Annotated in this window: 16 protein-coding genes, 1 tRNA gene, 3 rRNA genes and 1 other annotated feature; of the genes, 14 read left to right on the top strand and 6 right to left on the bottom strand. The window is 49.7% G+C overall.

What is annotated here, in order from left to right:
* Positions 1-450 precede the first annotated feature (450 nt).
* Genes KB236_11705 through KB236_11715 form a run of 3 tightly spaced genes read left to right on the top strand, consistent with a single transcriptional unit; the run spans position 451 to position 2675 of the window.
* Entirely contained in the window at positions 451-825 is a 375-nt protein-coding gene (locus KB236_11705) for a GntR family transcriptional regulator (GenBank protein ID UIF29158.1), read from the top strand.
* On the top strand, positions 822-1715 hold the full coding sequence (locus KB236_11710; GenBank protein UIF29159.1) for an ABC transporter ATP-binding protein: 894 nt from the start codon (positions 822-824) through the stop codon (positions 1713-1715). The genes KB236_11705 and KB236_11710 overlap by 4 nt, the downstream gene beginning before the upstream one ends.
* 15 nt (positions 1716-1730) lie before the next feature.
* Positions 1731-2675 (top strand): ABC transporter permease, encoded by a 945-nt coding sequence (locus tag KB236_11715; protein UIF29160.1) that lies wholly within the window; start codon positions 1731-1733, stop codon positions 2673-2675.
* A gap of 169 nt (positions 2676-2844) precedes the next feature.
* Here KB236_11715 and KB236_11720 read toward each other — a convergent pair whose 3' ends face one another.
* Together KB236_11720 and KB236_11725 are read right to left on the bottom strand one after the other, a co-directional pair.
* Positions 2845-4308, bottom strand: coding sequence for a PH domain-containing protein (locus KB236_11720; GenBank protein ID UIF29161.1), 1464 nt, complete (start codon positions 4306-4308; stop codon positions 2845-2847).
* Positions 4295-4771, bottom strand: a complete 477-nt coding sequence (locus KB236_11725) for a PH domain-containing protein (protein UIF29162.1) — start codon at positions 4769-4771, stop codon at positions 4295-4297. Before KB236_11725 ends, KB236_11720 begins: the two co-directional genes overlap by 14 nt.
* 359 nt (positions 4772-5130) lie before the next feature.
* Between KB236_11725 and KB236_11730 the strand changes: the two genes are divergently transcribed.
* From KB236_11730 to KB236_11750, 5 genes are all read left to right on the top strand, one after another.
* Positions 5131-5571 carry a nucleoside 2-deoxyribosyltransferase gene (locus tag KB236_11730; GenBank protein ID UIF29163.1) on the top strand — a complete coding sequence of 147 codons (441 nt, stop codon included), beginning with the start codon at positions 5131-5133 and terminating at the stop codon, positions 5569-5571.
* Positions 5572-5767: 196 nt separating this feature from the next.
* Positions 5768-7168, top strand: coding sequence for a cytosine permease (locus KB236_11735; protein ID UIF29164.1), 1401 nt, complete (start codon positions 5768-5770; stop codon positions 7166-7168).
* Positions 7169-7903: 735 nt separating this feature from the next.
* Complete coding sequence (locus KB236_11740) at positions 7904-8146, top strand: hypothetical protein (GenBank protein UIF29165.1); 243 nt, start codon at positions 7904-7906, stop codon at positions 8144-8146.
* A 115-nt stretch (positions 8147-8261) separates the two neighbouring features.
* The gene (locus tag KB236_11745) at positions 8262-9746 is read left to right on the top strand and encodes a helix-turn-helix domain-containing protein (protein ID UIF30372.1); all 1485 of its coding nucleotides are present in this window, start codon (positions 8262-8264) and stop codon (positions 9744-9746) included.
* A gap of 189 nt (positions 9747-9935) precedes the next feature.
* A complete protein-coding gene (locus KB236_11750) occupies positions 9936-10349 on the top strand; it encodes a MarR family winged helix-turn-helix transcriptional regulator (protein UIF29166.1) in 414 nt (137 codons plus the stop codon).
* 141 nt (positions 10350-10490) lie between these two features.
* Here KB236_11750 and KB236_11755 read toward each other — a convergent pair whose 3' ends face one another.
* The gene (locus KB236_11755) at positions 10491-10721 is read right to left on the bottom strand and encodes a hypothetical protein (GenBank protein UIF29167.1); all 231 of its coding nucleotides are present in this window, start codon (positions 10719-10721) and stop codon (positions 10491-10493) included.
* 203 nt (positions 10722-10924) lie between these two features.
* Here KB236_11755 and KB236_11760 point away from each other — a divergent pair, with 203 nt between their 5' ends.
* From KB236_11760 to KB236_11785, 6 genes are all read left to right on the top strand, one after another.
* Complete coding sequence (locus KB236_11760) at positions 10925-12295, top strand: Nramp family divalent metal transporter (protein ID UIF29168.1); 1371 nt, start codon at positions 10925-10927, stop codon at positions 12293-12295.
* A 46-nt stretch (positions 12296-12341) separates the two neighbouring features.
* Positions 12342-12539 (top strand) — a binding site (T-box leader).
* 56 nt (positions 12540-12595) lie between these two features.
* Positions 12596-13855 carry a tyrosine--tRNA ligase gene (gene tyrS, locus KB236_11765; protein ID UIF29169.1) on the top strand — a complete coding sequence of 420 codons (1260 nt, stop codon included), beginning with the start codon at positions 12596-12598 and terminating at the stop codon, positions 13853-13855.
* Between the two features lie 565 nt (positions 13856-14420).
* Positions 14421-15986 (top strand): 16S ribosomal RNA (locus KB236_11770).
* A 217-nt stretch (positions 15987-16203) separates the two neighbouring features.
* A 23S ribosomal RNA gene (locus tag KB236_11775) occupies positions 16204-19119 on the top strand.
* Positions 19120-19191: 72 nt separating this feature from the next.
* A 5S ribosomal RNA gene (gene rrf / locus KB236_11780) occupies positions 19192-19308 on the top strand.
* The 16S, 23S and 5S rRNA genes sit together here with 1 tRNA gene alongside, the layout of an rRNA operon.
* Positions 19309-19380: 72 nt before the next feature.
* Positions 19381-19453 (top strand) — tRNA-Thr (locus KB236_11785).
* A gap of 84 nt (positions 19454-19537) precedes the next feature.
* Here KB236_11785 and KB236_11790 read toward each other — a convergent pair.
* From KB236_11790 to KB236_11800, 3 genes are all read right to left on the bottom strand, one after another.
* Positions 19538-20731 (bottom strand): site-specific integrase, encoded by a 1194-nt coding sequence (locus KB236_11790; protein ID UIF29170.1) that lies wholly within the window; start codon positions 20729-20731, stop codon positions 19538-19540.
* A 151-nt stretch (positions 20732-20882) separates the two neighbouring features.
* On the bottom strand, positions 20883-21746 hold the full coding sequence (locus KB236_11795) for a hypothetical protein (protein UIF29171.1): 864 nt from the start codon (positions 21744-21746) through the stop codon (positions 20883-20885).
* A 98-nt stretch (positions 21747-21844) separates the two neighbouring features.
* Positions 21845-22231 carry an ImmA/IrrE family metallo-endopeptidase gene (locus KB236_11800; protein UIF29172.1) on the bottom strand — a complete coding sequence of 129 codons (387 nt, stop codon included), beginning with the start codon at positions 22229-22231 and terminating at the stop codon, positions 21845-21847.
* Positions 22232-22278: the final 47 nt, after the last annotated feature.

A 22278-nucleotide genomic window follows, 5' to 3' on the forward strand; every position in this document is an offset into this window, starting at 1 on the left:
CAAATTTGGTCTGGATCGCGGTGGGCAGGACGGGCCAAGCCAAAGAGCGGTCTTGTCCCTCGCTTTGAGCCGGTAGCCCGCGTCTCAAAGGCGCCATTTTCCAAGCGAACCGCTTGGAAAATCCCACGGCTGAGACCAAATTTGACTCACTCACGGCTACGTGAAGGGTATTCAATTAATTAATCAGAATCAAGCTATAAGACTAGTGGAGCTCAGGCTTTGCTAGTCTTTTTTTAGGCTAAGGATTGGCGTGAGGGCAATCAGGTGGTGGGGTGGATTGAAATGTTGGGATTGAGGTAACTTGCTAGCGAGGTAAACGGCTGTGGATTTAACCGTTATAGCCGCAGACAACCAGTTTTTAAATAAATTACCCATCAGGGGTTGTCTTTCCAACTGTACTAGGTATAATAGTACACACAGAACACGTAGCCAAATCAAGGGGTGAAGAACATGCAAGTTAACGATCAATCCAGTCTGCCCTACTACGAGCAGCTGGTTCTACGCGTCAAACAACAGATCGTTCAGGGTATCTTGCGGCCGGGTGACCGGTTGCCGTCGGTCAGAGAAATGGCCCGGCAGGAACAACTTAACCCGAACACGGTCAGCAAGGCCTACAAGCAGTTGGAAGCCCAGCAAGTCATCACTACGGTCCACGGGAAGGGCACTTACGTCCGCGAGACAACGCCACCAGCCGGCGATTCGGCCCAGGTGATTGCCTCGAAGAAACAACTCCTGACGTTACTGACGGAGATTCGGTACCTCGGTGTACCGCTGGACGAAGTGGTCGATTGGATTAAAGCGGCATATGAGGGGGTAGAACAATGACACTACAGGTAACGGGTTTAAGTAAACAAATTAACGGACGGCCAATCATTCAGGGCATTAATTTTGAATGGGCGCCCGGCGAAATCATCGGTTTAGTCGGTCGAAACGGCGTGGGCAAGACCACGTTATTTCGGACAATGATGAACCATTACGTCGCCGAGGCAGGACAAGTCTCGATCGACGGTGAAGCGATTCAACAAGTACCACAACGGCAACAACAAGTCTTCTTTATTGATACGCAATACAACTTTCTCAGCACCTATCGGCTGTGGGAACTGCCCCGTTTCTTTGGGGCGGTGTATCCCCGGTTCGATGAGCAACGATTCACGGCGCTGATTCAACAATTCAAGTTGGATGCGAACAGCCAGTACCGTCGGCTTTCCAAGGGGATGCGGGCGCTGGTCAATCTGATCTTGGCCTTGACGTCGAATGCGACCTACATCATCTTGGATGAACCCTTCGACGGCTTGGACGTGATTGTACGGGAAAACATTGCCACAATGGTGATTGACGAGATGGCCGATCAGCAGAAGGGCTTCTTGATTTCGTCTCACGACCTAAACGAGCTGGATGGTCTGAGTGACCGGGTGCTCCTGCTAAAGGACAGCCAGTTGGTTCATGACTACAATCTGGAGGAAATTCGCGCCCGGGCCAAGAAGATTCAGTTGGTTTTAAATGACAAGGTGATTCCGGATGTGATTAAGCAACAGAGTCAGTTGATTCGGGTCTCCGGACGGGTCCTCGTGGTCGTTATTCCCGATTACACGCCGGACATCGATCATAAATTAAAGGCGCTTCACCCCGTCTTATTCGAAGAGTTGCCGCTGACTCTCGAGGACCTCTTCCGGGCAAACCTCGCGCACGATACCGGCTACCAGATGATTAAGTAGGGAGGAGAATAACGAATGTTTAGACAAAAGATTGATCAATTAATTTGGCAACGGCACCGGCGTATCTTATTTGCCATCGCCATAGTGACCCTGTTTGGCATACTGATCAGCGCGTTATTTGTGCTCCACACGGTGGTCGTGGATCATGCCACCCATCAGCTGGTTAACGTTAGTCTTATCAAGCAGTGGCGCCCCTACAACGGGGTTTACTTTCCAGCGTATTCGATGTGGTTGCCGTTGGCGGCTTGGTTGAGTGGACTCGTGGTCATGCACCTAGATTTACGCGATCATTTCAACCAATTCCTATTTAGCAGTGGGTATAGCCGCAAGCACGTTTACTGGTCCAAGATTAAAGTTACCTGGAGTGTCCTGTTACTCCTCAACGTGGTCGGCACGGCCATGGAGTATCTTATCTTTTGGTTGGGAACGCCGCACGGCTACACATGGACCATTGCCTGGCCGGGGGTCCTGACCTCATGGCTAGTTGGGTTAATTATGTCGTTGGGATTATTTGCCATCACCTGGTTTGCATCGGTCATCATGGGTCAATCGGGGCCATTGGTGATCACGGTCGCAGGCTTTACAATTTCTTTAGCAGGATTTACCGGAATTGGTGGTAGTATCTTAACTAAGGAACCGTTCGCGTTGACCAGCGATCAGGCGATGTGGTTTGGACTAATCGTCTGGCTCATTGCCTCGGTGATTCTGTTCGTCTGGGGAGCGGCTCTGTATCGACATCTTTCACTGGAACACAACGGTGAGTACTTATTGTTCCCGCATTTACGGGTACCGGTATACATCGTCTTCGTCCTCTATGTGACGCTGTTATTCAGCTGGTCAGCGGATGGCGTTTCGTCAATCGTGGCCTTCGTGCTGTCGGCACTGTTTGGCTACGGTTGGCTGTGGCGGCCACGACTGGGTGAGCAGTGGCACCAGTGGCGTGAACGTAAACAAGGCTAGAGAGTAGGATTCAAATTGATTTAAGTGGTGTTTGGCGGCTTGGGGAAGTGCGCGGCGCCAAGGGGAGCGTTGATTCGTTGGGGAAACGAGTCGACGAAAAAACGGGCAGTCTCAGCAGTTAATGCTGGGGCTGTCCGTTTTTGTGATGAAGCGTGAACCGTAAAAGTGACTAGGCGGTGTGCAGGTACCAGTCGTAAATTCGCTGGGCTTGTTTTGCTTGAAGATAGCGGAGCTCAATGCTCTGGTTCTTATTGCCATGACGGACGTTAACGACGAGGTGCATCAACTGCTTGCGCCGCATCCAAACCGAACGTTCTAATCGCATGGATTGAATCATGTCGGCGGGGACGTAGTAGGTCTCCTTGGTCCAAACGTGACCGGTCTGGAGCACGAGCATCGTGGGGGTCAGTAGCTGACCACCCGTCTGCCGGGCCGCGAACAGTCCTTGGAAGTAGGCCAGCACGAGAACCAGAGCGAACAGCCACCACCAATGGGGCCATAGCCACGTCGCAACGGCTACCGGGATGATGGCTACCAGTAAGGCGTTACGTATCAGGTACCATTTACGCCGATCGGCGACGTTGAGAGCACTGAGGTCCGGCATGTGGTCGGGGAGCCAGCCAAGAAAGGCCGGCGTCACATCGTAGAGTTGTGCCTGCGGAACCGCTGGTAGAATGACCAGGTCGTCATCGTCATCTTCCGAGGCGGCCTTAGAGGCCAGTAGTACTTGAACCGTTTGGATGTGAAGCCACTGCCGAAAAATATTTTGCTTGATGCGAATGGCTTGAATCCGTCGAAGTGGTGCGGTAATCGTATTGCGCTGGAAGAAGCCCTTGGCCGTCTTGAGTTGGTCGCCCTGTAACGTCACGTCGAAGTGGTAATAGCGCAAGTAGGTCCACAGAAAGGCACCAATCCAGGCAATTAGGACCACGATGAGGGCACCAGCGATAAGCATAATCAGGGCCAGATGGGTGGCGTCGTTGATCAGCGTGTCGGTCCAGCGACGGGGAATCTTGTCGTAGAGGGCTAACAGAATCAACAGTAACGGGATGAACCCCGTGGATGTGACCGCAAACTTGAAGAGTGTTCGGTTGTTGATGCGGTAGTGTGCGGTGGTCGGGTGTTCAAGGTTCGGCGTCGTTTCCGCCATAGCAGTATTGTCGTCTGGCCTTACCGTCGTGGTCGATGCTGGTTCGGCGGCCGGTATTCCCTGTCGATAGCGGTCAATCTCACCGGCCAATGTAGTGGGAACCGCGGCGAGGCGAGCCTCGGGCTTGTTGTCATCGTGACTCGCCGTCTCAATGGACACCTCTTCCAGCTTGAACGGTGCTAGGAAGAACCACTGCTTACGCTGGACGGTTTGAATCCGGGCGTAGGGGATGTGTTCGTGATGACGGACGAAGACGCCAGAATTGATTTCCACGGCTTGTGGCGTCACGCGATAGCTCAGCGTGGCCCAGTGAACGACGGGCCAGATGAGGATGGCGATGATGAGTAAGACCCAGCCGAGAGCAAACCAGATTGGCTGATTGTAGAGTGAAATGAGTAGCAGCAATAAGTACCAGTAATCCTTGATGGAATGGGCAATATGAAGTAGTAAGCCCAGTGGATGGGTGCGTTTAGGCTTGGTCATGGCGGGCCTCCCGCGCGAGCCGCATGATTTGTTCGCGCAATGCCTCGGCCTCAGCCAATTCCAGTCCCTCAATCCCGTGATTAGTCGAGGCGGTGGCGATAGAGACCTTGGTGAGTTTCTGCCATTGCAACAGCGGACCGGCATTTAACGTCACGTTTTGCACCCGTGCGATGGGGATGGCGACGCGTTTCTTAAAGATCATGCCGGACTGCATCTCCACGGCGACTGCCGAGATTTGGTAGCGGGTGAAACGGTAACGGTAGGGAATCAAGGCGACTTCGCCGATGAATTCAAGGATAGTAAATGCGGCGAAGAGAATAACCAGCCAGAACGGCCAGTCCCAGTAGGTGTAAGCCAGCCAGATGAGGCCGGTGATGACGCCAAAGACAACGAGGCTCCCCAACGCACTGATCCGCCAGATCAGCTTAATTCGCTGCGGTAAATGGTGATTTTCGGTTGACATAGATGCACATAACTCCTCTCCTGATGATTTAAGTGTAGCAAGTTGGCTGACCACTGACAACCGGTGGTCCAAATAAGTTTAGCCAGAAATTTTTCAGCGTAGTCGTGGCGGGCGGTTTACCGTTTGACTAGGCCCAATTCTTGGAGAGTGGTGTTTGACGGATGACACCTCGGCCCGTATAATACTTACAACAACCAAATAAGTCCTTTTAAGTTAGTCCCGTGAGGCTGATAAAGGTACGGTAGAAGTCATTTGCGTGCGCCTAGGCGTAAGTGAACCTAGCGGCTGGAATTCTTGCGGGATTCGGCCGCTTTTTTCATGCCGACAGGTTGAAATCGAATCGATGGAGGAATTTAGTTATGTCACAGATTTACGTTGCGAGTCCTTTCTTTAGTCCCGAACAGGTTGACCGGGTGAAACGGGTGGAAGCCGCCTTAACGGCCAACCCCACGGTCAAGGATTTCTACTCACCACGGCTCCATCAGGATACGGCCAACGAACAGTTCACTAAGCCGTGGGCGACAGAAATTTTCCACCGCGATATGGACCAGATTGCGGCGGCGGAAGTCATCGTCACGGTGATTGACTTCGAGGCCAAGAACCTCGACTCCGGTACGGCCTACGAATTGGGCGTAGCCACGATGAGCAACAAGCCCATCATCGCCCTGCAGGAAAAAGACGAGGCCGTCAATCTGATGGTCACGGAGAGTATGCACTGGTACACCAAGAATGTGGCTGACCTGGAGACCTATGATTTCACAGCGTTACCAGCCGGTGAATTTGTCGGCGAGATTCTCTAACCTTTTAGATTGATCGGCGACTGGTCCTAACTGGGCCAAGTTCGTTGAAGATACCTGACCACGGGCGCAAACTTAACGCGAGCCCGTGGGTACATAGGCTGCCAAATCAACTGTCGGTAGTCACCAGCAACTTAATTGAATAAGAGAGAGCAGTCACAGCAGTTCGCAGTATTCGACTAGAGAAAGGTGAGGACATATGGCACAAGAGATGAAAGCAAGCGCAACAAAGACACCGAAGACATTCGGACGGGTGGAGTCGATTCCGAGTGAGCATCGGCGCATGTCGAATTGGGATTTGTTTGCTACGTGGATTGGCGCAAACGCCAACAACGGGACCTGGTACATCGGCGGGGTCATTGCCGCCTGTGGCTTCCTGACGGCGTCGACCACCCTTGTGGTGGTGGGGTTGATCTCTTACGCATTACTTGCAGTGGCGAGCTACATGGGTTATCGGACCGGCTTACCGGCAATGGCCCTGACCCGGGCGTCATTTGGCCTGCGGGGGAGCTTCATTCCCTCGGTGATCAACGTGATTCAATTCATTGGCTGGGCAGCGGTTAATACGTTCATCGCTGCCACGTCCATCAGCTACATTTTCGGAGAATTATTCGGGTGGCCGCTCTACGGTAAGCCCGGGGGAACCTTCGGCTTAATTGTCGGGATTGTCATCATGAGTGTCTTGCATTTATTGAGTATTTCGTTAGGCGAACGGTCCGTACGGTTGATTGAACGAATCGGAATTATCTTGGTGGTTATCTTCGTGTTGTGGGAATCCGTGGTGGTCTTCCGGACGGTTTCCTTTAGCGACATTGTCGGCTGGCAACCGCCTCACAATTTGCGGATGTCCTCCGGGGTGGCTGCGGATACCTTGGCGGCTTTCAACTTGGCGTGGGTCACGGCCGCGTCAGACTTCAGTCGCTTCACGAACAAGAAGTCCGCGGCGACGAAGGCCAGCTTCCTGGGTGCCAACTTCGGTCTGTTCTGGTTCGCTTTCATCGGGTTGTTCGCGACGATTGGGACGGCGGTGTCACTGAATCATTTCGACCCCAACAACTCCGACCCTAGTACGGTCGCAGCAAAGTTAGGATTAGGCATCATCGCCTTATTAGTCATCGTACTGACCAGTACCACGGCGAACGCGGTGAACCTGATGTCGGCGGGCTCGGCACTGACCAACATGACGCATCGGCTATCGCTGAACGTGAGTCTGTGGATTGTGACGCTGGCGGCTACGGCGGTTACATTCATCCCGGTCTATCTGGCGAGCTTCCTGGATGTCTTCGAAACCTTCCTGGATGGGATCGGCATGTTTCTGGGACCAGAGATTGCCATCTTCTTGGTGGACTACTTCATCCTGAAGGGCAAACGCTACCGGTTGAGTGAGTTCACCAAGGTTCACGGTGCCTACTGGTACGCTCACGGGGTTAACTGGGTGGCCGTTGCCAGCTGGGGTCTAGGCGTTGTTGCCTACTGGGGGCTGAAGCAGGTTCCAGTGATTGCGACCACGATTGGCGCAACCTTCATTGCTATGGCGATTACGGCGCTAATCTATCTGGTGGGGATGCGCTTCACCCGGGTTCAACCGGCTAAGGCCTAAAGCTGTTGGTAGTCGTGATTGACGAAATAGCCACATGTTTTCACCAAATAACCCATTAATATAGAAGAAACTGACACGATTAGTCATTGCGGGAGTGCAGGCTAATCGTTTTTTTTCGTCGTAGTTGCGGGGCAGAATGGCTGGCGTGGCGGGGATGAGAGGGACTGGGTTAGTTGGGAGAGCGGCGTCGTGAAATTAAGAAAATTGTGGTGCGGTATAGGTGGCGGGATAAGAGGAAGTGCGACGCCTCAGGTGCGTCTGGTTGGTTGGAATCAGTTATCGGTTGAGGCTGATGAAGGTCAACATTTGTATTAGCCGAGAGTGAGCCAAATCTGGGCTCAGCCGGGGCATCCAGGACTGGTGGGTTACCAGTCCTAGATGGGCGTCTTGGAAACGCCGGGTTTTGGCGGTTTCAAGCGATGACCAAGACCGATTCTCAGGCTTGGTCCGGTCCTTTCCCCAGCGTTCCAGCCCAGATCTTGGCGAACGGCAAGGCGGTCAGCCTCGACAGCCTGTTTCCATCCTGCCTCCTGGAAGCGCCAGAAAGATAGTTGATTCCCGACACTTAACAATGCGAGCGGTTTAGCTTAATTTCCCGTCCCCGCCACTCTATGCTCAAGGAAAGCTGGTTAGATATGCCGATACCACCATCAAATTTAGCGAGCCGGGAAGCACGAGCGCACGTGGAGAACGTGTTAAAATGAAAGTGGAAATCAGTATAGGAGGGTGATCGGAATGATGCAAAAAATGCCAATTTTACCATTAGTGGACCGATTGACGGCTGGCAAGAGCGTGACGTTGACTACGAGTGATGGGCAGAACGTGCGCATTCAACCAGAGGTCGCGGCGGGAAAACTGACCGGTAATTATGTAAGTAGTGCGTTGCCAGGAATCCGCTACGACGATCCCCGGATTATCTTGAAGGAAACCCTAACCGAATTCGATGCGCAGAACGTCACCATCTCGAGTATTGACTAAGATTAATCGCGGTAGAAACACGGGATTTAGTGAAAATAATAATGGCGGCAAGTCTCCCTAACCCTACTGTGTTGGGAGGCTTTCGTTTACGCCAGGCGAATGAGAAGTGAGAGAATTGAAGATTGACTTTGCGATGTTAACGGACCGCGAGACGTTAAAGATTCGGTTGTTGACCTTTATGAACGATGAGCGGCGGCATTTCAGCTTAACTGAATTTGCCGAAATGACCGATGTAAGTTATTCGCGGGCCTATCATGTGTTGTTGAACTTGCGGTCTGACCTTTTGACGTTGGATGTGCAAACGATCTTAACCAAGGACGACTTGGCGACGACGGTGACGATGGATGAGTACCGATACTGGCTGTATCGTCATAGCATTCCCTATCAGGCGATGGTGGCCACGCTGACTCAGCGTTACGATCAGGCCAGTGCCTTTTGTGCCGACCTAGGTATTAGCACGTCGACGTTTAATCGGCGCATGAAGGCCATGAAGCAGCAGTTGGCCCAGTATGATTTACAGCTGGTCGCCAATCCGCTGCGGCTTGCGGGCAATGAAGTATTGATTCAACTCTTGTATTTTATGTTATTCAGTACGACGCTGACGCCAGTGGCGGATCTACCCCACCTGTCGCCGCGCATGCAGAAGCTACATGATCAGGTGATGGCGACCTACGCCAATCCCAGCGTTTATCAGGAGTCGGCGAGCCTGACGCAGCGTAAGGACTTGCTGGTTACCCTGGCCTTACTGCGGCTTGAACAGGGCTACCGGTACACGTCGCTACGGTTTCCGCTGGCTCACCTGACCGATCTCCGCAAGTTGGCGGGGGCGCTTCAGGATCAGCTTGGTGACACGCCGCAGCAGGCGTTGACCGAGTTGGCGGCGCTGGATTATTTGCTCACCAGCTCGCCTTACTTCGTGCGGGCACTGCAACCGCAGGCCATGCAACGACTGTATCTGGGCTTGAAGCAACGACTGGGAAACTATGAGCTGGCACCGGGTGTGCACGAGTTGGCGGACTACGCCACGGGACGCGATTGGTTTGCCAACTGGTTATTTTCACTCTGCCAGTTCATGTTGTTATTCCGGGTAGACCCATTGCTCCGACCGGAAATTACGGCGCTTTACCAGCCCACGAAATCCTCGATGGCTGCGGCGACTGCATTGGCGAAGAGTATGGGGCGGCTGTACCCTGGACAGGTGGCCGCGGCAGATATCCGGTTGGTTCAGAAGCATTTGAGCAAATACACCAACGGGTTGACGTTGACGGAAGCCAAGGTGGAGATTCTGGTGACCTACGACATGATCGGTGTGACCACGGATATCTTTAACCGCTTACTGAGCGGCGTGGTTCACCTGAGCCTGCTGACTGATCAGACGGTGATTGATCCGGCCAACCGGGACAATTACCTGATTATTTATGGTGTCGATCCCTTGGCGGCTGGTTTTGCCACGCAGCACCACATCGAGGCATTTCACTGGGTCAAGGAGCTGGCCTACGGGGAGAATTTGGATCGGCTGATTCGAGTGCTACGGCACCACGAGCTGTCGCTGTTTGCGCTGGACTTTAACAACCGCAAGCACCCGCTTAGCGAGGATTAAAAGTGAACAGATGAACGAATGAAACGGGCCGGGGCCTTGCGCACCGACCCGTTTGTTCGTGGCCCGAGAACGTTTAGGGGTCAAAATAGGATATATGGCGGACTAATTGTGCAACAGGATTGTTTTGTAGTGGACAGTTCATGGTATAATGAAAACGGATACACATTTTACGGAAAGGGGAGTTGAAAAATGGTGGAGCATGAGCAATTAAAAACACTGACAAAGATCTATAGCTTGGTGACGCAGTGCTACAACCAACCACTAGCGGAACTCAGCCTGAACCTACCTCAGTGTCAGTTGTTAACCTACGTTGCGGACGAGGAATTAACGGTGGCTCAAGCCGCGAAGAAGCTAGGCTTTTCAGCGACCCGGACGTCGAATCTCGTCGTGGATCTGTGCAAACGAGGATATCTAAGTCAGCGGGTGGCTTCGAAGGATCGGCGCCGTCGGTATCTGACGTTAACGGTTCTGGGCCGAAAGAAATTGCGGCTCATCCAAGAGCAGTTGCCAACGACCCTGTCGGACACCCTGAAACAGTTGCAGGGCGCTAGCCAGCAGGTTGTCGCGACAGAGCCTGTGACGACGGGAGATTCGACGCATTAACTAAAGCAAACGGCAAGGTGGAATCCTGACAGACGTAGTCGATGGGGTTAACCGAATAACAATCAGTCAAAAAAGAAGTCTGAACGACCAACAGTGTTGGCGGTTCAGACTTCTTTCGTTTAGGGGACAAGCTCGGTAGGATTAACGGTTCTTAGCTTGGGACTTTGCCCGTAGTGGGGCGTGCCGATGGGTCCAGAGGTCTGCGGCCAGTCCACTCAGGAGAACGGTGATTAGACCGATGGCGCCCAGCGCACCCAATCCAATTGCGGCGGTTGTGATTTGCCAGTTGATGAGGGCAGCTAGGACGGCAATCGTCAGGACTGCAATGAATAAGGGGGCAAGTAGTTCAAAAAACATTTTCGTATGGGCCATGGGGTCACCACTTTCTGTAAAAATAAATATAAAAAATATTATGCTGCAAGTCCCTTGAAAACTCAAGGGAAATTTGTATTTTTGGGGTTATTTATTTAATGGATAATATAAAATTAAAGTTAGGTCTAATTAAAAAATGCTTTACAAATCGTTGCGTGTCCGTATAATAGGATGATAGTTAAGAGAAAAGGGAGTTGGAAATTATGACAGACAACGTTTCAACGAAGCCGACGAATTTGACCGGCTACGCAAACGGCCCGTCATTGGAAGAAGTAAATGGAACCGTCAAGATCCCCAAGGGGAATGGCTTTTTAAAGAACTTAATGGCCTTTTCGGGTCCGGGCGCATTGGTCGCCGTGGGGTACATGGATCCGGGGAACTGGGTGACTTCAATCGGTGGGGGTGCGAAGTACGGCTACCTGCTGATGTCCGTCATCTTGATGTCGAGTTTAATCTCGATGTTGCTCCAATATATGGCGGCTAAACTGGGCATCGTGACACAGATGGATTTGGCTCAGGCCACACGAGCGCATACCAGTAAACGAATTGGCGCCGTGTTGTGGGTCGTGACCGAGTTGGCCATTATGGCAACCGACATTGCTGAAGTTATCGGGGGCGCGATTGCCCTGCAACTGCTGTTCGGTGTGCCGCTGATCCTAGGGGTGTCCCTGACGGTATTTGACGTATTATTACTATTATTGTTAACCAAATTAGGTTTCCGGAAGGTTGAAGCCATCGTGATCTGCCTGATTACGGTAATTCTGGTGGTTTTCGCCTATGAAGTGATTATTGCACAACCCAACATGGGCGCGGCGATGGCAAACTTCATTCCGCGAACGGAAATCATGCACTCTGGTCAGTTGACCATGGCGCTGGGAATTGTAGGGGCTACGGTAATGCCACATAACCTCTACCTCCATTCGTCCATTTCGCAGACGCGGAAGTTCAACCGAGACGATCCGGCTGAAATGCGGCGGGCGGTGAAGTTTACGACGTGGGACTCGAACATTCAGTTGTTTGGCGCCTTTGTGATTAACTGCTTGCTGTTACTGCTGGGGGCAGCGATGTTCTTCGGTAAGGGGACCGACCAATTGGGAACTTTTGGGAACCTTTACGCGGCCTTGCAAGATAACCAGCTAGCCGGTGCGGTGGCCTCACCGTTGCTGTCGACATTGTTTGCGGTTGCCCTGCTGGCCTCGGGTCAGAACTCGACGATTACGGGGACACTGACGGGACAGGTCATTATGGAAGGCTTTATCAATTTAAAGATTCCATTGTGGGTGCGGCGTCTGGTTACTCGGTTAATCTCGGTGGTTCCCGTCATTATTTGTACGATCATCTATGGGGGAAACGAGACGGCTCTGGATAACCTGCTGGTGAATTCGCAGGTCTTCCTGTCGATTGCGTTGCCATTTTCCATGATTCCGCTGACGGTGTTTACCTCTTCTAAGAAGATCATGGGTGCCGAGTACGTTAACAAACGCTGGATTACGGCCATGGCCTGGCTGTGCACGATCGTTCTGACCGTGTTGAATATTCAAATTGTGATGGAAAGCGTGAAGAGTCTCTTTTAACCGCTTGGTGTATTGACATTTAGCCGGACTCCCGGTATCATCGACATCATAAGCGATGAATCAGTCCAGTAGTGGGTGCGGCTCCGGTCAAGAAATCTGACGGTGCTGAGAGTCAGAACGTCCGTATCCACGAATTACGCTGAGGAGCGGCCGACTAGTCGGCGGGTCATTCCGTTAATGATGACGAGCGGTTGTCGATAGACAACAACTTGGGTGGTAACGCGGATTTCAATTCGTCCCTGATGGCATGGTGCCATTGGGGACTTTTTTATTGAGAGAATTACACTAGGAGGAACGGAAATGTCAATTATTGATGAGTTAAAATGGCGTGGCGCGATTAACCAGCAGACTGATGAAGCCGGTTTAGGCGAATTGGTTAAGGATAAGGCCGTGGGCTTGTACGTAGGAATCGACCCAACCGGGGATTCCATGCACATTGGTCACTTGATTCCCTTTATGATTATGAAACGATTCCAGTTAGCCGGTCATCGGCCGTACATTATCATCGGGGGCGCGACGGGGTCGATCGGTGATCCTTCCGGAAAGAAATCCGAACGGGTACTGCAAACGATGGATCAAGTTCGGCATAACCAAGACTGCTTGACCAAGCAGATGGAACACCTCTTCGGTCAAGATGGGACCTTTAAGATTGTTAACAACTACGATTGGCTGTCCAAAATTTCATTGTTAGACTTCCTGCGAGACTACGGGAAACTCTTTAACGTTAACAACATGTTAAATAAGGAAGTTGTGGCCTCACGGCTCGAAGTCGGTATTTCCTACACGGAGTTCACGTATCAAATTCTCCAATCCATTGACTTCTTACACTTGTTCCAAGCAGAAGACGTGCAACTCCAAATCGGTGGCGCGGACCAGTGGGGGAACATCACGGCCGGGATTGACCTGATTCATAAGCTGAAAGGCTCCGACGCCAAAGCCTATGGTCTGACCATTCCACTGCTCTTGAAGGAAGACGGGACGAAGTTTGGGAAATCCGAAGGCGGTAACGTTTGGCTCGACCCAGAGAAGACGTCGCCTTATGAGTTCTACCAATTCTGGATTAACACCAACGATAAGGACGTTATCAAGCTGTTGAAGTACTTCACGTTCTTAGACCAAGATCAGATTAAGGAATTGGAAACGGCTGTGGCAACCCACCCAGAGAAGCGGGAAGCACAGCGTCGTTTGGCTGAAGAAGTCACGGAATTTGTTCATGGCCATGATGCCGTGGTTGAAGCCCAACATATTACCAAGGCATTGTTCTCCGGGGATGTGGCTGACTTGACGGCTAGCGAAATCAAACAGGGCTTCAAGAAGATGCCTTCCGTGACGGTTAGCGCTGACAAGAAGAACTTAGTTGAATGGTTAGTGGATGATACGAAGATTGAATCTTCACGGCGTCAGGCTCGTGAAGACTTAACCAATGGTGCTATCCGCATTAACGGTGAGAAGGTTACGGATACGCAGGCGGAAGTTGATCCAAGCAGTGCGTTTGACGGTAAGTTTGTCATTGTCCGGCGGGGGAAGAAACGGTACTTCTTAGTCCGGATTGCCAAGTAATGATCAGATTTAAAGAGTGTAGTGGTGCTTTTAACCGCTACACTCTTTTCTTTACCAAAATAAAGACGAACGCAGTTACCGCTAAAATTAAGAAACACACGGCCGTCAGTTAACTATTCTTGAGCTTTCAGTCATAAGTTATGCCTTTGAAAAAAGATTCGATTATTTTCAGTTTTTAGTTGACGCCAAGGGCTTTTACTTGGTATAGTTATATACGTTGTCAAGGCGAGTTACCAACTAGACCAATTTAAAAGATTGAAATTAGTTGTTGACGAGTTATTGATAACGTGATATTCTATATGAGTTGTCGCGTTTATCATGGCAACCAACAAGAAACGTTGTTAAATCAAACTTCTTGTTGACATCACATCAGCAACATGATATGATAATTAAACTGATTACGTTGGTAATCACTTAGGTAGACCTTTGAAAACTGAACATTGTTTCGACAAACCAAATATGTGTAGGGCAGTTTGATATTTATATCAAACCCAAACAATATTTGCGAAGTCAATTCGCTTTTAAAAATGTAACAACAATCGATGAGCTATTCAAGCATCATCTATAAGATGAGAGTTTGATCCTGGCTCAGGACGAACGCTGGCGGCATGCCTAATACATGCAAGTCGAACGAGCTTCCGTTGATTGACGTGCTTGCACTGATTTCAACAATGAAGCGAGTGGCGAACTGGTGAGTAACACGTGGGTAACTTGCCCAGAAGCAGGGGATAACACTTGGAAACAGGTGCTAATACCGTATAACAACAAAAACCGCATGGTTTTTGTTTGAAAGGTGGTTTCGGCTATCACTTCTGGATGGACCCGCGGCGTATTAGTTAGTTGGTGAGGTAAAGGCCCACCAAGACAATGATACGTAGCCGACCTGAGAGGGTAATCGGCCACATTGGGACTGAGACACGGCCCAAACTCCTACGGGAGGCAGCAGTAGGGAATCTTCCACAATGGACGAAAGTCTGATGGAGCAATGCCGCGTGAGTGAAGAAGGGTTTCGGCTCGTAAAACTCTGTTGTTAAAGAAGAACACTCTTGAGAGTAACTGTTCAGGAGTTGACGGTATTTAACCAGAAAGCCACGGCTAACTACGTGCCAGCAGCCGCGGTAATACGTAGGTGGCAAGCGTTGTCCGGATTTATTGGGCGTAAAGCGAGCGCAGGCGGTTTCTTAAGTCTGATGTGAAAGCCTTCGGCTTAACCGGAGAAGTGCATCGGAAACTGGGAGACTTGAGTGCAGAAGAGGACAGTGGAACTCCATGTGTAGCGGTGGAATGCGTAGATATATGGAAGAACACCAGTGGCGAAGGCGGCTGTCTAGTCTGTAACTGACGCTGAGGCTCGAAAGCATGGGTAGCAAACAGGATTAGATACCCTGGTAGTCCATGCCGTAAACGATGAGTGCTAGGTGTTGGAGGGTTTCCGCCCTTCAGTGCCGCAGCTAACGCATTAAGCACTCCGCCTGGGGAGTACGACCGCAAGGTTGAAACTCAAAGGAATTGACGGGGGCCCGCACAAGCGGTGGAGCATGTGGTTTAATTCGAAGCTACGCGAAGAACCTTACCAGGTCTTGACATCTTCTGCCAATCTTAGAGATAAGACGTTCCCTTCGGGGACAGAATGACAGGTGGTGCATGGTTGTCGTCAGCTCGTGTCGTGAGATGTTGGGTTAAGTCCCGCAACGAGCGCAACCCTTATTATCAGTTGCCAGCATTCAGTTGGGCACTCTGGTGAGACTGCCGGTGACAAACCGGAGGAAGGTGGGGATGACGTCAAATCATCATGCCCCTTATGACCTGGGCTACACACGTGCTACAATGGACGGTACAACGAGTCGCGAAGTCGTGAGGCCAAGCTAATCTCTTAAAGCCGTTCTCAGTTCGGATTGTAGGCTGCAACTCGCCTACATGAAGTTGGAATCGCTAGTAATCGCGGATCAGCATGCCGCGGTGAATACGTTCCCGGGCCTTGTACACACCGCCCGTCACACCATGAGAGTTTGTAACACCCAAAGCCGGTGAGATAACCTTCGGGAGTCAGCCGTCTAAGGTGGGACAGATGATTAGGGTGAAGTCGTAACAAGGTAGCCGTAGGAGAACCTGCGGCTGGATCACCTCCTTTCTAAGGAATATACGGAGGCTACACATACTTTGTCGAAACAATGGTCAGTTTTGAGGGGCTTACCTCTCAAACTTGTTCTTTGAAAACTAGATATTATCAATTATTTTCCTTTAATTATTAAGATAATTAAACCGAGAAACAACTGCGTATTTTTGAGTTTTTTAATTAGTTTATATCGCTAATACTCAATTAATCAGCGATTACGACGTAATCGTTAGGTTAAGTTATGAAGGGCGCATGGTGGATGCCTTGGTACTAGGAGCCGATGAAGGACGGGACTAACACCGATATGCTTCGGGGAGCTGTACGTAAGCTTTGATCCGGAGATTTCCGAATGGGGAAACCCAATTACTTTAATCAGTAATTACAACTCAGGGAATACATACTTGAGTTGAGGCAGACGTGGGGAACTGAAACATCTAAGTACCCACAGGAATAGAAAGAAAAATCGATTCCCTAAGTAGCGGCGAGCGAACGGGGAATAGCCCAAACCAAAGAGCTTGCTCTTTGGGGTTGTAGGACTGAACATTTGAGTTACCAAAGTCAATGATAATCGAAGAGTCTGGGAAGGCTCGGCACAGAGGGTGATACCCCGTAGATGAAATCGTTGACCCTCAGTTCAGTATCCTGAGTACGGCCACACACGTGAAACGTGGTCGGAATCCGGGAGGACCATCTCCCAAGGCTAAATACTCCCTAGTGACCGATAGTGAACCAGTACCGTGAGGGAAAGGTGAAAAGCACCGCGGAAGCGGAGTGAAATAGTTCCTGAAACCATGTGCCTACAATTAGTTAGAGCCCGTTAATGGGTGATAGCGTGCCTTTTGTAGAATGAACCGGCGAGTTACGTTAATTTGCAAGGTTAAGGTGGAAAGACCGGAGCCGTAGCGAAAGCGAGTCTGAAACGGGCGTTTCAGTAAATTGACGTAGACCCGAAACCAGGTGACCTATCCATGTCCAGGTTGAAGGTGCGGTAAAGCGCACTGGAGGACCGAACCCGTGTATGTTGAAAAATGCTGGGATGAGGTGTGGATAGCGGTGAAATTCCAAACGAACTTGGAGATAGCTGGTTCTCTCCGAAATAGCTTTAGGGTTAGCCTCGGAGTTAAGAATCGTGGAGGTAGAGCCACTGTTTGGACTAGGGGCCCGTCATGGGTTACTGAATTCAGATAAACTCCGAATGCCACAGATTTATATCCGGGAGTCAGACGATGAGTGATAAGATCCACCGTCGAAAGGGGAACAGCCCAGACCACCAATTAAGGTCCCTAAATACATGCTGAGTGGAAAAGGATGTGGAGTTGCATAGACAGCTAGGATGTTGGCTCAGAAGCAGCCACCATTTAAAGAGTGCGTAATAGCTCACTAGCCGAGTGATCCCGCGCCGAAAATATACCGGGGCTAAGCATGTTACCGAAATTGTGGATGCGACCAATAGGTCGCGTGATAGGAGAGCGTTCTAAGGGCAACGAAGCTAGACCGCAAGGACTAGTGGAGCGCTTAGAAGTGAGAATGCCGGTATGAGTAGCGAAAGATCAGTGAGAATCTGATCCACCGAATGACTAAGGTTTCCTGGGGAAGGCTCGTCCTCCCAGGGTTAGTCGGGACCTAAGCCGAGGCTGAGAAGCGTAGGCGATGGATAACAGGTTGATATTCCTGTACTAGTTAATCATGTTTGAACGATGGAGGGACGCAGGAGGCTATGGTGTGCACACGATTGGAAATGTGTGTTCAAGCGTCAAGTCTGGCGATGAGTTAAATGCTTATCGCTAAGGACAAGGCGTGACGAGGACCGAATTTTAGTAGGGAAGCGCCAGATGTCACACTGCCGAGAAAAGCTTCTAGTTAGTGATTAATTACCCGTACCGCAAACCGACACAGGTAGTCGAGGAGAGTATCCTAAGGTGAGCGAGTGAACTCTCGTTAAGGAACTCGGCAAAATGACCCCGTAACTTCGGGAGAAGGGGTGCTACACGCAAGTGTAGCCGCAGTGAAAAGGCCCAGGCGACTGTTTATCAAAAACACAGGTTTCTGCAAAATCGTAAGATGACGTATAGGGGCTGACGCCTGCCCGGTGCTGGAAGGTTAAGTGGATGAGTTAGCTTCGGCGAAGCCCAGAAATGAAGCCCCAGTAAACGGCGGCCGTAACTATAACGGTCCTAAGGTAGCGAAATTCCTTGTCGGGTAAGTTCCGACCCGCACGAAAGGCGTAACGATCTGGGCACTGTCTCAACGAGAGACTCGGTGAAATTATATTACCTGTGAAGATGCAGGTTACCCGCGACAGGACGGAAAGACCCCATGGAGCTTTACTGTAGCTTGATATTGGGTGTTGACACAGCTTGTACAGGATAGGTCGGAGCCGTAGAACTCGGAACGCTAGTTTCGAGTGAGGCGCTGGTGGGATACGACCCTCGCTGTGTGAACACTCTAACCCACACCACTAATCGTGGTGGGAGACAGTGTCAGGTGGGCAGTTTGACTGGGCGGTCGCCTCCTAAAAAGTAACGGAGGCGCCCAAAGGTTCTCTCAGAATGGTTGGAAATCATTCGTCGAGTGTAAAGGCAGAAGAGAGCTTGACTGCGAGACAGACAGGTCGAGCAGGGACGAAAGTCGGGCTTAGTGATCCGGTGGTACCGTATGGAAGGGCCATCGCTCAACGGATAAAAGCTACCCTGGGGATAACAGGCTTATCTCCCCCAAGAGTCCACATCGACGGGGAGGTTTGGCACCTCGATGTCGGCTCATCGCATCCTGGGCTGTAGTCGGTCCCAAGGGTTGGGCTGTTCGCCCATTAAAGCGGTACGCGAGCTGGGTTCAGAACGTCGTGAGACAGTTCGGTCCCTATCCGTCGCGGGCGTAGGAAATTTGAGAGGAGCTGTCCTTAGTACGAGAGGACCGGGATGGACATACCGCTGGTGTACCAGTTGTGCCGCCAGGCGCATCGCTGGGTAGCTATGTATGGATGAGATAAACGCTGAAAGCATCTAAGTGTGAAACTCGCCTCGAGATGAGATTTCCCATTCCTATATGGAAGTAAGACCCCTGAGAGATGATCAGGTAGATAGGCTGGAAGTAGCAGCGCCGTGAGGCGTGGAGCGGACCAGTACTAATCGGTCGAGGACTTAACCAAGTTGAAAACGTGGTTGTTTCCGTTGGAAAGTAATTGATGATGTCTAGTTTTGAGAGAATAAGCTCTCAGTAGTGTGGTGGCGATAGCCTAAAGGATACACCCGTTCCCATGCCGAACACGGAAGTTAAGCTTTAGCACGCCGATAGTAGTTGGGGGATCGCCCCCTGCGAGGATAGGACGTTGCCACGCGAACGAAAGAACCCAGTGATTGGGTTCTTTTTTTATTGTCATTATTCTGGAAAACAGCGATAATGAGAGTATGCCGCTTTAGCTCAGAAGGTAGAGCGTTTCCATGGTAAGGAAGAGGTCGTTGGTTCAAATCCAATAAGCGGCTTATCAGCTAAAACTAGGCGTTTTTAGCTAAATATAAAAGCCTGTCAGGATAACGCCTGGCAGGCTTTTTTATTTTGAAAAGATACTAGAAAAGACTAGAAGATAAAAAAACTTTGCGCAGATTTTGCACGCTCCACTTTTGGGATAGTTTTTTATGGCTATCAAGGAGTTTAAATTCGATAGAAGGTTTGGACAAAACATCAAGAGAATCAATTATTCTTTGGTCAGTCCGTGATTTATATTCATCAATCATATACGCATACCGATTGGCGGTGATAACGATGCTACTGTGTCCAAGTCTTTTCGAGATAGCGTAAAGGTCAACACCTTGCCCCAGCAAATAAGCAACGTGGGTGTGACGGCATGAATGGAAGTGAAAGCCTTTAAGTGGGGAACCAATTGCCTTAAGTGCGTTCCTAAGCACCTTGTTGATACCGGCTGATGTTGGGATAGTGTCATTCTCAGCAAACACTAGTCCCCGAGGATTATCCTGTGGAAGTTCTTTAATTACATCTAAGAGCCAACGGTTGGCACGAACGGTGCGAAATGACCATTCATTCTTGACGTCTTCAAAATCCTGTGTCGACTCATTCCAAGAGTTTTTGACATCAATCATTCCAGTGTCAAAGTGAATGCTACTCCACTTGAGCCCTTCGACTTCTCCTGGGCGCATTCCTGTATCTAGGGCGGTTAATATCATGTATTTACCCGTGAACTTAGGACGACGAGTTTTAAGTAAGTAAGCGCTTAGCTGCTTTAGCTGTTTTTCGTTAAGGTATTGGATTTTACGTGTTCGATTTTTGTCGTAAACCATCGTCACGTTGTATGCGAAATCTTTTGTGATGATGCCATCATAAATTGCGTTCTTTATACAGGCGTGATACTGGGAACTTAGTTTGGCCATAGTTTCCTTAGACCGAGTTTGACCAATATCCCGGATGAAATTTTGATAATCATAGCGAGTGATGGTATCCAATCTTGCAAAGGGCAGCCCCTCCGACAGAATCTTATGGCTTAACTCATAAGTGAGTCGGGTGCGTTCTTTGACCCCCGGTTCTTTATAGGTTTTATACCAATCCCAAAAATAATCCTTGAAATAAGGCACCTCGGCCATAACAAGTTTCCCACTATTTCGATCAACGGAAAACTGGTTGGCCCAAGCAGTTGCTTCGCCTTTGGTTCTGAAACCACCATGTGTTTTTATTTTCGCTTTTCCGTCAGTATCTTTATAGCTAATTCTGGCTTGCCAGCTTTTACCACGTTTGGTGATACTTGCCATTTCTATCCCCCCAAACAAACACGTGCTCTTTATAACGATTAAAGAAAAGCCCTGAAAGGGCCTAAGCACATATTTATCTTTTAATGTCACTATTTTTGGGACAATGCTTCTCCCCGGAATCGAACCGAGGGGAGTCACCATACAGAAGTTACTATGAAACTTTGTCCGCATCTACTAAAATAATGGGATCTTTGTAGTAATTTTCGGATATGCCAGAGTTGATCTGATTGTCGTTAACATGGCTCTTACCAGTTATGGTGCCATAAACGGTGGCATTGCTATGCTCAGTCAGCTTGCCGGTTTTACTTGAGTTAACGACAATGAGGTATTTTTGACTAGAAGAATTACCAGTTAGTAATATGTGGTATTGCTTCGTACCATCGGCGCCCAAAGAGGTGATGGTTCCCGATAACTTAACAGCCTTGCCAAAGAGATCATTATCGCTGTATGACATCATCTTATCCGTGTTAAACACCGAATCAATATTTGGATATTTAGAGGAGTGACTGGATGAAGTCGCGGTTGCATTTTTAGCGACGGCTTTGGAAGATTCTTTGGCTGAGTCCGAGGCGATCTCTTTGGATTCTTGGATGGAAACTTCCTTGCTTGATTCTTCTTGTTTCTTCTCGTAAGCTGCTCCGTTATTCTCAATCATTATAGCGTCATAGCCTTGCTTATGATTAGCTAGTTTTGCATATACATTAACGGGTTCTTCCTTTTGAGTAGACGAGAGCTTGACTTGAAACTTGAATGTTCCTTGTTTTGTTGCAGTCAACTTTCCTCTTTTTGTAGAATTTCCAAACTTATAATCATAGGAAACCTTTGCGTTAGGGTTTGTTCGCCCAGAAACAAAGGCAACTCCTTTCGAGTTGGTGCTATTAGAAGTATTCGTGTCTAAATTAAGCCGTGTTGATTCTAGGTGGCTACTAAACGACTCCTTTTTGGCCGAGTTGGAAGTACAACCCGTGAGTGTCAAGATTAATAAAGGGGCTAAGATAAAAGAGAGTCTTTTCATGAGTTCCTCCTGAAAATATGTAGTCAGCTTTTAACGTCATCGGGTGTGGACGGAAATATTAGTCTCTAACGCATTAAAATCTAATCAATGCGTTTCTTCTAGTTATTGATGCACTTTTTAAATCGTGAAATTACAGCATTTAGTAGATAGTTGGGGATGCCAAATTGTTCCATAAAGGGAGATACATTATTGAACGTGTATCCAGTAGCATCAACATAAATTGGAATCAAAATGTCTAATCCGGTCATATTGGCCGCGCGTTCATACTTTGACTTGTTGGAGAAACTAGAATAGTAGAGTGTTCCTTCGTCGCCATTAACGACGTGTCCTAGTTCATGAGCCATCTGGAAGGGGATTTCTTTCTCCTCATGCCAATTCGTATTAACGACAATCGTTTTAGTATCAGGGCGGGATGCAGAAGGGGTATGGCCATCAAAATGGTTGGTTAAAATTACGGTTATTTTATGATCGTACGCGTATTTCATAAGATTAACGATAATTATGTCCATACAGCTAGTCCTTCTTTCCGCCC

This window comes from Levilactobacillus brevis (assembly GCA_021383565.1).
GTDB lineage: Bacteria > Bacillota > Bacilli > Lactobacillales > Lactobacillaceae > Levilactobacillus > Levilactobacillus brevis_B.